Source organism: Aminobacterium colombiense DSM 12261 (assembly GCF_000025885.1).
Taxonomy (GTDB): Bacteria; Synergistota; Synergistia; order Synergistales; family Aminobacteriaceae; genus Aminobacterium; species Aminobacterium colombiense.
The window spans coordinates 606,191-617,703 of the sequence record NC_014011.1 but is presented as its reverse complement, the minus strand read 5'-3'; the positions used below and the strand labels follow the sequence as shown (position 1 = coordinate 617,703).

Genomic DNA, 11,513 nt, shown 5'->3' with positions numbered 1-11,513 from the left:
GATGCTACCATGGCTTTTCGTCGCTATTCACTCTTCGTTCTTCCTGCAGCACATAAGGTATAGACTGTTTCTTTCTGAGTTCTTTTTCATCATCGACTAAGACTGTAACTTTAAGAACCCGTGTCATATATGCAATTTCAACAGTATCACCTACGCAGACTTGAGCAGAAGAACGGCACTGACGACCATTGAGCCGCACCGCACCGATACCTATCATTTCTTGCGCCACGACCCTTCTCTTTACAAGACGGGACTCTTTAAGAAATTTATCTAGCCTCACACATTGTTCCTCCATACACAAATTCAAATTAAGTATAACAAAGATTCTATGAGCGAGATTTCAATTTTTTTGCAATTTTACTATACTCTTCGAGGTCTTCCTTTGAAGCTTCTCCTCGAAGCATCCTTTCATGAATCTTTTTAAAGACTTCTTCTTCTCTCCTTCTCTCTAAAGCCAACGAGATCGCGTCCCAACAATCCTGATCCTCGCTGAAAGAATCACAGAAAGCACCTCCACCGGCAAGAATGGCAAAGGGTGTTGTTTCATTTAGGGTCCTCCAATGTTCCTCAAGGCTTTCTGGGGAATGGCCTGAGAAAATGGCTGCTAACATGTTTTTTACATCTTCATTTTCAACGAGGCAAAAAACTTCCTCTGGCCGCGCCACTCGCCTCCGGGCTATATCGTTCCAGAGACAGTATACAAGAGCGGCTTCGAGAGGATCAACAACTGAATTTCGAGAAGAATTTTCATTATTATTCATGGTTTTATAACTCTGCTCTGATGAAATTGTTTTTTGTGATTTTTTCGCTGAGCGAATTGATTCCAGCTGCTCTTGCAACTCATAAGGGAGAATCCCCAAGGCGGCACTGACACTTGAAAGAAATGGTGCTATATCAATAGGACTAAGTTGAGATAACCCCTGTAGCAAGTCCTCCGCAGCCGCCCTTCTGGTATCAGGATTTTCCAGCTGCCTTTGCCTGAGAGAGAGATGAAAAAGCACAAGAGGCAAAGCTCTCTCCATTGCTTTTCTAAAAAGCTCTCTCCCTTCTTCGTTAGAAAGAAGGTCATCTGGGTCTTTTCCTGAAAGTAGTTCTACAACGCGAACGTCAAGGCCGCACTGCTGCAAAACATACATGCCGCGCACCGCAGCTTCCTGCCCTGCCGTATCAGAATCGTAACAAATAAAGCAATTGTTAGTAAAACGCTTTAACAACCGCGCTTGATCTTCTGTAAGGGAAGTTCCCAACGAAGCAACTGCCTCTTTATACCCTGTCATGTGCAGACGGATAGCATCCATGTACCCTTCAACAAGAATAACCCTGTTTTTTTCACGTATTTCCTGTTTAGCCATATGAAGCAAATAAAGGTTCTTCCGTTTGCTATATAAGACACCTTCCGGACTATTTATATATTTTGCGCTATCTCCATCAATGATTCTGCCGCCAAAAGCAAGAAGCCGACCAGACACGTCTCTAATAGGGAAGATCACCCTCCCTCGAAACCTGTCATATATGCCTTTCGTCCCTTCAATAACAAGACCGCAATCAAGGGCTTCTTTCAAAGAAACTTTTTCTTTGAAAAGAAGGCGCCATAATGAATCCCAAGTAGGCGGCGCCCAACCTATCTCAAAGAGAGAAGCGCTCTCTATATTCATTCCTCGTGAATTAAGGTATTGTTGTGCCAAACGGCCGCCTTGATTTTTCAATGATGAGCGGTAGAAAAACAAGGAAGTTTCCATTATATCGTAAAGTGATCGTTTCCCTTTTGTTGAAAAATGGCTTGGACTTGTTTCAACTTCAACTCCAGCTCTTTGAGCAAGAAGTTCCAGGGCCTCTCTAAAATTTAATCCTTCTATTTTCATTATGAAAGAAAAAACATCTCCTCCTTCGCCACACCCAAAACAATGAAATGTCTGGCGGTCTGGAGAAACAATAAACGATGGCGTTTTTTCCTGATGAAAGGGGCATAGCCCCTTGAGATTTTTACCAGTTTTGTGCAGGCGAACGTAATCCCCCACAACATCTGCGATGTCAAGCCGATCTTTTATCTGACGGACTACATCATCACCCACTCGATCTCACCTCCATAAAATAATAAAGAGAGGGGAAGGATGGAGGTCCTTCCCCTCTAAATGATACACCCTTTTGAAAAATCCTGTCTTTTTATATAAAGAGAGGAGCAAGAACAAGGGCAACGACAGTCATAAGTTTGATCAAGATGTTCAAACTGGGACCCGCTGTATCTTTAAAGGGGTCTCCTACTGTGTCTCCAACGACAGCTGCGGCATGATTGCTTGTTCCCTTGCCACCAAAGTTGCCTTCTTCAATAAACTTCTTCGCATTGTCCCAGGCTCCACCAGAGTTCGACATGAAAATAGCCATCATGACGCCTGTGACAATAGCTCCACCGAGAAGTCCGCCAAGGGCTGCAGGACCAAGGATATACCCCACAAGAATTGGAGTGATAACAGCCAGCAGGCCGGGAAATACCATTTCTTTAAGAGCTGATCCTGTGGAAATATCTACACAGCGCTCATATTCCGGGCGCCCTGTCCCTTCCATAATCCCTGGGATTTCACGAAACTGTCTTCTCACCTCATCTATCATGGACTGAGCGGCTCGTCCAACTGCCTGAATTGTCAGAGCGCTGAACAGGAAGGGCAACATCCCCCCGACAAAGAGCCCCACCATGACATAAGGATCCTTCAAATCGATAGCATCCAGGTTCACAGCGTGAGCATAGGCAGCAAAAAGAGCCAACGCGGTGAGAGCCGCAGACCCAATAGCTAGTCCTTTGCCCATTGCCGCAGTCGTATTTCCAACAGCATCAAGCTTGTCAGTAATCTCGCGAACTTCATGGGGAAGATGGCTCATTTCCGCGATACCACCCGCATTGTCCGCAATTGGACCGTAGGCATCAACGCTCAATGTCATACCTGTAATGGAAAGCATTCCTACAGCAGCACAGGCTATGCCAAAGAGGCCTCCAAACTTAAACCCTACAAGGGTAGCTACACAGATCAAGATAACAGGGATAACTGTAGACTTCATTCCCACAGCAATACCTGAAAGGATAACCGTAGCCGCCCCAGTTTCAGATGATTTGGCAATCTGCTTAACCGCATCATAGTCTCCTGAGGTGTATATTTCTGTCACATAACCAATAAGTACCCCTACTGCCACCCCGGAGAGAACAGACCAGAACAGGGTAAGATCTCCAAATACCGATTTGGTAATAAAGTAAGAACCGAAGATCATCACACCGCCAGTTACAAAGGTACCAACACGAAGGGCAACCTGAGCGTTTCCACCTTCTTTAACCCTGACAAACATTGTACCAATAATAGCGGAAGCTATGCCAAGTGCAGAAAGTAAAAGAGGATAAAAGACCCCTCTATCTCCAAATATAGTCAGGCCAATGGCCATGGCAGCAATAATGGAGTTGACATAGGACTCAAAGAGGTCTGCGCCCATCCCCGCGATATCACCTACATTGTCTCCAACGTTGTCTGCAATAACAGCTGGGTTCCTGGGGTCATCTTCTGGAATTCCTGCTTCCACTTTTCCCACAAGATCCGCTCCAACGTCTGCGGCTTTTGTATAAATACCTCCACCGACACGGGCAAAAAGAGCGATAGAGCTAGCGCCAAAACCGAATCCTGTTACAATGTTGGGGTCTTTGAAAAGAGCGTAACAGATCATAATTCCAAGAACCCCCAGCCCAACAACAGACATCCCCATGACGCTTCCACCCCGGAAAGCAATCCCCAGAGCCTCGTTCATTCCTAAGGTAGCGGCAAAAGAAGTTTTACCATTAGAACGAGTAGCAACAGTCATACCGATATATCCGGCGACAGCACTAAAAAGAGCCCCTACAAGAAATGAAATAGATGTGCCCATCCCTATTGTAAACCAGAGAAGAGCGCCAACAAGAAGAGCAAAGGGGAACAGCCAGCGATATTCCCTTGAAAGGAAAGCCATCGCTCCTCCATGAATAATTTCTGAAAGTTCATTGACCCTTTCGTTTTCAACTTTAAACCTTTTGACTTTGCCATACGCGAAGAACGCGTAAGCAAGAGCCAGAACTCCAGATCCGACAACGATCCAAAACGCATCCATATAAAGAAACCTCCCTTAATTCAAAAAAGCTTGAAAAAGACAGCCCGCCTCAAGGGCGGGCAACTATGGCCAAAAACTCAATCAATTATAGTAAGGAGAGCTAGCAAAGACAAGTGATAAAACCTATTTATCTTTTTCTTTCTTTATAGATATTGCAATATCTCCATTTAATTTATCAATTTTCTTGAGCGAAGAAAGCATCCCCTTGATTCCCCCCTCTATGAAATCGGAAACAAAGGGTCTTAGAGGAATTTTTTCTCCTTCGATTATTAAAGATAGCCGTTCAGAAGACCTTTCATACAATGCGATGATAAAATCAGCAATAGAAGACTCTTCTCCAAAAGAAAAAAAACGTTTGGTGTCATCTCTCCCCCCTTTTTTTGCTGGTATTGCTTCATAATATGCGACTATGCCAGGAATGTTCCCGGGACATGTATCCGCTTCCCCCAGCCATATTTTATGACAGGGAAAGGATTTCCCACCTTCTAGAAGTAGAATGTCAAAGTTGCTCCCTATTCTGTTTTGAATGTCATAGATCGATATCTCTCCAGGCTTTTCATACCGACACCCATCAACACCCCAATAAAGAGCGGGAATCCCCTGCGACAAGACCTTTCCTGTGTCTGTGTCCATTGGCGATAGAACTTTTTCATGAGAATGCTTTATATACCCAACATGGATCCCTGCCTCTTTCAGATACTTGAGCAATAAAAGGCAAAGTTTCGTTTTGCCGCTATTTTTCATGCCGGAAACAGCAAAGATATAAGCCATTGTTAAGGATCACTCCTCTTTTTTCTTCAGCGATACGGCAGAAGATGGTCTAATCCCATATTCTCTGATGTAGTTTTTCCAAATATTACGGTAGCTGTCAAGAAGAAAAATAAAAAGACTTATGACCAATGGTCCGAGGAAAAGACCGAGGAACCCCCATGATGCCAGACCACCAACAACACCTATAAAAATGATCAGGACATGGGCCTTTCCTCCACCAGAAATAAATATGGGGCGGATAAAATTATCGACCATGCTCACAACTATTAATCCCCAAATGGCGAGAATGAGCGCTTCTTTGATCTGCCCGCTGTAAAAGAGGTATATTGCGCCAGGTCCCCAGACAAGGGGCGTTCCTATAAAGGGGATCATGGCAAGCAAGGCCATTACCGCGCCAAAAACGGCCGGACTGGGAAGTCCTACATACCACCAGCCTAAAGCTCCAAGAAAGCCCTGCACTCCTGCAGTCAGGGTAATGCCGTAAATGACAGCCTGAAGAATTTGTTTCGCTCTGTTAAAAAAAGCCTCTTTCTCTTTTAAAGGGAGGGGAACGATATCATTGACATAGTCAAGAATGATATGGCCGTCCCGGATCATAAAAAAAGAGGCTACAACAATCACTATAAGCTGATAGAGAATGCGAATGGTATCCCCAAGAAAGGATCGCGACAGGGTAGCCAGCGTTGAGGCTATCCACGAACCAACTTGTTCTATTACGTTGACGAGAAAGGGGTATTCAGCCAAAAATGGACGTATTCTCTCTGCCAGGACGTCGGGAAAGAAAACACTCATGATAGTCTTCCCCTGCTCTACATTCACTCTCGAAAGCACTGTAGCAAGATGCCCATATATTCTAATGCCCTCTCTAGCAAGGGTTACTCCTACAAAAATTGACGGAACCACGATCAGAACAATAATCACTGCGGTTGTTAAAGAAGCTGCTATATTAGCATATTTTTTCTTAAGAATTTTTTCATAAATCAGGGTGTAAAAAGGATAAACAAAAAAAGACAAGATCGCAGACCATGCCAGTGGCCGAAGAAGATTAAATGATACCAGATACGCAAGAGCCCCCAAGGCTAAAAACACAACCGTAAAGGGCAGAAAAAAACTTCTAATCCGTTTATAGGGACGCCTGCTCTCATACGCCAAAAGTCTCACCCATTTCAGTTTTTTTACAGAAAAGACGCAGTCATACGGCTGCGCCTTTCCGTGCAAATCTATTACTCTTTATTCCCACTCTATTGTAGAGGGCGGCTTGCTGGTAACATCTAGCACAACTCGATTAATGCCTTTGATAGAATTACAAATACGTCTTGCTGTCCTATCGAGAACATCATACGGAACTCGAACCCAATCAGCCGTCATTCCATCACTTGATTCCACTGCCCTAAGGGCGACAACTTCTGCGTATGTTCTTGAATCTCCCATTACTCCAACGGTCTTTATTGGCAAAAGGACGCAGAAGGACTGCCAAACTGTAAAGTATGTCTCGCTTTTTGAAAATTCCTCCCTGAATATTTCATCTGCCGCCCTTAATGTATCAAGACGGTCCCGAGAAATCTCGCCAAGGCAACGAACAGCTAGACCTGGCCCTGGAAAGGGCTGTCTGTTTACAATTTCTTCCGGAACGCCAAGCAACGCACCTATGGTTCGAACTTCGTCTTTGAATAGATCCCTTAAGGGCTCAAGTACTTTTAATTTCATATCTTCCGGCAAACCACCAACATTATGGTGGCTTTTAATGACTGAGGCCCCTTTCCCTTTGTGCCCGCTTTCTATGACATCAGGATAGAGAGTGCCTTGAAGCAACCATTCTGCATTGTGTATTTTGGCTGCCTCTGCCTCAAACACTCGTATAAATGTTTCACCAATAATCTTTCTCTTTTGTTCTGGATCAATAACTCCTTTTAATGCGTCAAGAAAACGGTTACTGGCATCCACATAGTGTACATTTAGATCAAGCTGTTTGTACTTTTCAAGAACCCGCTCCGCCTCACGATGTCTTAACAATCCATTGTTCACGAAGATACATTCAAGGCGATCGCCAATAGCCTTTGATGTAAGGACAGCTGCAACAGTAGAATCAACACCCCCTGAAAGACCGCATATGACCCTGGCGTTTTCTGTCTTCTGCTGTACATCTTTTACCATCATATCGATCCAGCTTCCAAGATCCCAATCGCCAGTGCAGCCACAAATGTTAAAAAGGAAATTGGACAGGATCGTGATCCCGTTTTGTGTATGTGCTACTTCTGGGTGGAATTGCAGTCCCCAAATGCCCTTTTCTTCTATAGCAAAGGCTGCAGGAACGCCGCCATCTGTTTCTGCCAAAAGCAGTGCTCCATCAGGAAGTTTAGCAATATGGTCTCCATGGCTCATCCACACCTCAAAAGTTCCAGGAGCACTTTTGAAGAGCAAAGAATTTAAATCTTTCAATGAGATGGCGGTCCTGCCATACTCTCGGCTCGAACCAGACTCGATCTGCCCACCGAAAAGTTTCGCAATCAGCTGCATTCCATAGCAAACCCCTAATATGGGGACTCCAAATTCAAAAAGCTCCATAGGAACCGTTGGACTATCTTCGTCCATGACACTCTGGGGCCCGCCAGATATGATAATGCCACGTGGCTTGCGTTGGCGAATATCATCTATGCATACATCCCAAGGGATAATTTCGCTATGTACTTTCAGTTCCCTGATCCTCCTGGCAATCAATTGAGTGAACTGAGAGCCACAGTCCAGAATTATGATATTATCCATTTGCATTCCTCCGAAAAAGAACTAAATTCTCAAGGTAAATACGTTATATGAATTATATTACCAGAAAGGGAAGAAGTGTAAAAGAAAAAGCCCCCACAAAGTGGGGGCTTCCATCTTTATAACAAATTCTAGTACATGCCTTCCATGCCGCCCATTCCGGGGCCGCCAGGCATGGGACTTGCACCCTTGGGTTCCGGCTTATCGGCAACAATAGCTTCAGTAGTCAGAACCATGGCTGCTATGGAGCCAGCATTCTGCAAAGCGCTCCGCGTAACTTTAACGGGGTCTATTATTCCGGCTTCAATCATATCTACATATTCGCCAGTAGACGCATCAAGACCATTCCCAGCTCTTAAGCCGCGGACTTTCTCAACAATGACATCGCCCTGGAATCCTGCGTTTTGGGCGATAAGGTGCAGGGGAGACGAAAGGGAACTCAGAACAATAGTTCCACCTGTTTTTACATCACCATTAAAGTTCTCGAGGAATTTCTCGAGGGAGGCAATGCAGTTGATTATGGCTACGCCGCCACCCGCTACAATACCCTCCTCTACTGCAGCCCTTGTAGCATTAAGTGCATCTTCTATGCGGTGCTTCAGTTCTTTCTGCTCAGTTTCGGTAGCGGACCCCACCTGTATAACGGCCACGCCGCCAACGAGCTTGGCAAGGCGTTCCTGTAGTTTTTCTCTATCGTAATCGGACGTAGAGTCTTCAAGTTCGCGTTTGATCTGGGCTGCCCGTTTGCGGATCTCGTCTGGATTACCAGAACCCTCAACGATGGTCGTCTCTTCTTTGGTAACACGGATTTTCTTTGCTTTACCAAGCATGGAAATGTCAGCGCTATCAAGCTTAATGCCTACATCTTCACTCACAACCTGACCACCAGTTACAATGGCGATATCGCTAAGCATGGCTTTGCGGCGTTCACCAAAACCAGGGGCCTTCACTGCAGCGACCTGCATAACGCCCCTCAGTTTGTTAACTACAAGGGTGGCGAGAGCTTCTCCCTCCACATCCTCAGCAATAATCAGAAGAGGTTTACCAGTCTGCACTACTTTTTCAAGCACTGGGAGAAGGTCTTTTATATTGCTGATCTTTCCATCGTGAATAAGGATATATGCATCATCAAGAGCGACTTCCATTCTCTCAGGATCTGTCACCATGTAAGGGCTGATATAGCCTTTATCGAACTGAAGTCCCTCGACCATTTCAAGAGTTGTTCCAACAGTCTGGCTGTCTTCAACAGTGATAACGCCATCCTGTCCGACTTTTTCCATGGCTTCTGCTATAAGCTGGCCTATGCCGGAATCGTTAGCGGAAATTGCGGCGACCTGGGCAATCTTATCACGGTTCTTAACGGGAATAGCCATTTTTTTCAATTCATCCACCACAAAGTCGATGGCTTTCTCTATGCCCTGTCTCATAAGCATCCCATTGGCACCAGCAGCAACGTTCTTCATGCCTTCGCGAATGATGGCCCTGGCAAGAACTGTAGCGGTAGTAGTTCCGTCTCCAGCAACATCGTTTGTTTTAGAAGCTACTTCTTTAACAAGCTGAGCGCCTGTATTTTCAAAAGAATCTTCAAGATCGATCTCTTTTGCGATGGTAACACCATCATTTGTAATCGTGGGTGAGCCAAACTTCTTCTCAAGGACAACGTTCCGTCCTTTGGGCCCAAGGGTAACCCCCACTGTATCAGCAACTTTATCAATACCACGCAGCATGGCGTGGCGGGCTTCTTCACTAAAAGTTAGGATCTTCGGCATTTTTGTATTCCTCCCTTAAAGATCTAATTCTCGTCTCTTACTTTTCAACAATCGCAAGCACATCGCGTTCGCTGAAGATGATGTATTCGTCTCCGTCAAGCTTCACTTCAGTTCCAGCATATTTGCTGAAAATGATGCGGTCGCCAACCTTAACTTCAAGAGGAAGCTTCTGGCCGTTTTCTAAAACTTTTCCTGTGCCAACTGCTACAACTTCTCCCTCTTGAGGTTTCTCTTTTGCAGTGTCTGGAAGAACAATTCCTCCCCTTGTCTTTTCCTCCTGATTGATGACCTTCACCACGAGACGATCACCAAGCGGTTTTAAATTCATTCGAAAATCCCTCCCTATAATAATATCCTGTCTCGTATATTAGCACTCCTTGTCATTGAGTGCTAACCGAACGGCTTAGATATTAATTGCCCTACTTTTGAATCTCAAGGATAACTAGAAGCGTTTAGCCATGTTTATTCATGATATTATCCTATTAACTCTTAATTTCTATCTTTTTCTTACTTTTTTAATTTTAATAAGCGCTAAACCAGCGGCCATGAAGGATTGGGGGTTAAAAAAAGGTCGGAAATAAGGCCTCTTTTATACCCGTTATATGCAGCAGCTGCTATCATTACCCCATTGTCCGTACACCTTATTGCTGGTGGAATAAACACATTCCAGTCTTTCTTTCTCTGTAAAGCGTTTCGTAATCCTCGATTGGCAGCTACTCCCCCTGATATAGCAACTTTTCGTATGCCCGTCACTTCGACGGCTCGTTCCACTTTCGTCATCAAAGCCTCCACTGCCGCTTTCTGAAAAGAAGCGCAAAGATCAGCGATAGGAAGATCAACACTTTTTTCTTTCAAATCTTTTACCGCCCATAGTACCGCTGTCTTTAAGCCGCTGAAACTAAAGGCAATCTCGTCACTTGATCTTAAAGGAACGGGAAAGGAAAAGGCTTCGCTATTTCCCTTATGGGCAAGAGAATCGATAATAGGGCCTCCAGGATAACCAAGGCCCAATAGTTTGGCTACTTTATCATAAGCTTCTCCAGCAGCATCATCTCGCGTAGCTCCCAAGAGACTGTAGTTCCCAAAATCCTCTGCTAAAATTATTTCTGTATGCCCGCCAGAAACAATAAGACAGATGAAAGGGGGTTCCAGATCAGGAGAAGCAACTACATTCGCAAAAAGGTGCCCTTCAAGATGATTAACGCCCAATATGGGAAGATGCCATGTCTGAGCAAGAGCTTTGGCTGTCATAACCCCTACAAGAAGAGATCCCATAAGCCCTGGCCCGGCAGTTACTCCAATTAGTGACAGCTCCTGGGCAGGATCGCTAACTCCCGCATTTTCCAACGCTCTGTCGACCAAGGGAAGAATCGCCTCAAGATGTTTTCTCGAAGCAAATTCCGGAACTACACCGCCGAAGGGAGCATGATCCTTAATCTGGCTTGATATCAAATCAGCCTTAACATCCCTTTGTCCATCTAGTATTGAAACAGCCGTATCATCGCAGCTGCTCTCTATCCCTAATGTTAAAAATCGTCTTTCCACTCATTGTCACCTCTTTGGAACATTCAGCTCTCCAGAAAAATCACCCAATGAAATAAGAATATTCCGGCCCTTGGGAACATATTTTGCAGGCACGGAAAAAGCCAAGGTCCCCGTACTATCAGGGGGGAGCTCGCCAACGGCCATGAAATCTTTGCTCGTGAGTATATCGTCGTCAGTTACTTTATACTCACCGATTCGAATCATTTCTGGAGAAAAAGACCATCGTTTTATGGCTTTGTATCGCATGATAAAGAGCGCCCTGTTCTTTAGTTTTTTATCTGAATAATGGTTTGAATGCCATTTCAGCCATTCCGGTGCATTGGGATCTGAGGCAACAGCATGGGAAAGGGTGCCATCTACATATACAAATGCCGCCTGGGCACGAGACCCAATAACCATATCTCCCAACGCTGTTCCTTCAATCCATATAACAGTTGTTCGCTCGTCAATCTTCCCTTGCAGAGAGTTAGAAGCCCACCCCAAAGTTCCAGTCAGCCCCATTAACAGGATTGAAACCAGCAAAACCAGTTTCATTTTATTCCTTGTCAT

Annotated in this window: 10 protein-coding genes; all 10 read right to left on the bottom strand. The window is 44.9% G+C overall.

Annotated features, from left to right (window positions below; translation table 11 throughout):
- Window positions 1–4: 4 nt before the first annotated feature.
- The gene (locus AMICO_RS02960; protein WP_013047989.1) at window positions 5–280 is read right to left on the bottom strand and encodes a S4 domain-containing protein; all 276 of its coding nucleotides are present in this window, start codon (window positions 278–280) and stop codon (window positions 5–7) included.
- A 46-nt stretch (window positions 281–326) separates the two neighbouring features.
- Window positions 327–2,072: a DNA primase gene (gene dnaG / locus AMICO_RS02955; RefSeq protein ID WP_013047988.1), complete on the bottom strand. Its 1,746-nt coding sequence runs from the start codon at window positions 2,070–2,072 to the stop codon at window positions 327–329.
- 91 nt (window positions 2,073–2,163) lie between these two features.
- Complete coding sequence (locus tag AMICO_RS02950) at window positions 2,164–4,119, bottom strand: sodium-translocating pyrophosphatase (protein WP_013047987.1); 1,956 nt, start codon at window positions 4,117–4,119, stop codon at window positions 2,164–2,166.
- 123 nt (window positions 4,120–4,242) lie between these two features.
- Window positions 4,243–4,890 (bottom strand): molybdopterin-guanine dinucleotide biosynthesis protein MobB, encoded by a 648-nt coding sequence (locus AMICO_RS02945; RefSeq protein WP_013047986.1) that lies wholly within the window; start codon window positions 4,888–4,890, stop codon window positions 4,243–4,245.
- Window positions 4,891–4,899: 9 nt separating this feature from the next.
- Window positions 4,900–6,108 (bottom strand): AI-2E family transporter, encoded by a 1,209-nt coding sequence (locus AMICO_RS02940; RefSeq protein WP_013047985.1) that lies wholly within the window; start codon window positions 6,106–6,108, stop codon window positions 4,900–4,902.
- Between the two features lie 12 nt (window positions 6,109–6,120).
- Complete coding sequence (guaA, locus tag AMICO_RS02935; RefSeq protein ID WP_013047984.1) at window positions 6,121–7,653, bottom strand: glutamine-hydrolyzing GMP synthase; 1,533 nt, start codon at window positions 7,651–7,653, stop codon at window positions 6,121–6,123.
- Window positions 7,654–7,781: 128 nt separating this feature from the next.
- The gene (gene groL, locus AMICO_RS02930; RefSeq protein WP_013047983.1) at window positions 7,782–9,419 is read right to left on the bottom strand and encodes a chaperonin GroEL; all 1,638 of its coding nucleotides are present in this window, start codon (window positions 9,417–9,419) and stop codon (window positions 7,782–7,784) included.
- 37 nt (window positions 9,420–9,456) lie between these two features.
- Window positions 9,457–9,747 (bottom strand): co-chaperone GroES, encoded by a 291-nt coding sequence (gene groES, locus AMICO_RS02925; RefSeq protein WP_013047982.1) that lies wholly within the window; start codon window positions 9,745–9,747, stop codon window positions 9,457–9,459.
- Window positions 9,748–9,950: 203 nt separating this feature from the next.
- Window positions 9,951–10,964 carry a tRNA (adenosine(37)-N6)-threonylcarbamoyltransferase complex transferase subunit TsaD gene (tsaD, locus tag AMICO_RS02920; RefSeq protein ID WP_013047981.1) on the bottom strand — a complete coding sequence of 338 codons (1,014 nt, stop codon included), beginning with the start codon at window positions 10,962–10,964 and terminating at the stop codon, window positions 9,951–9,953.
- 6 nt (window positions 10,965–10,970) lie between these two features.
- Window positions 10,971–11,513 (bottom strand): hypothetical protein, encoded by a 543-nt coding sequence (locus AMICO_RS02915; RefSeq protein WP_013047980.1) that lies wholly within the window; start codon window positions 11,511–11,513, stop codon window positions 10,971–10,973.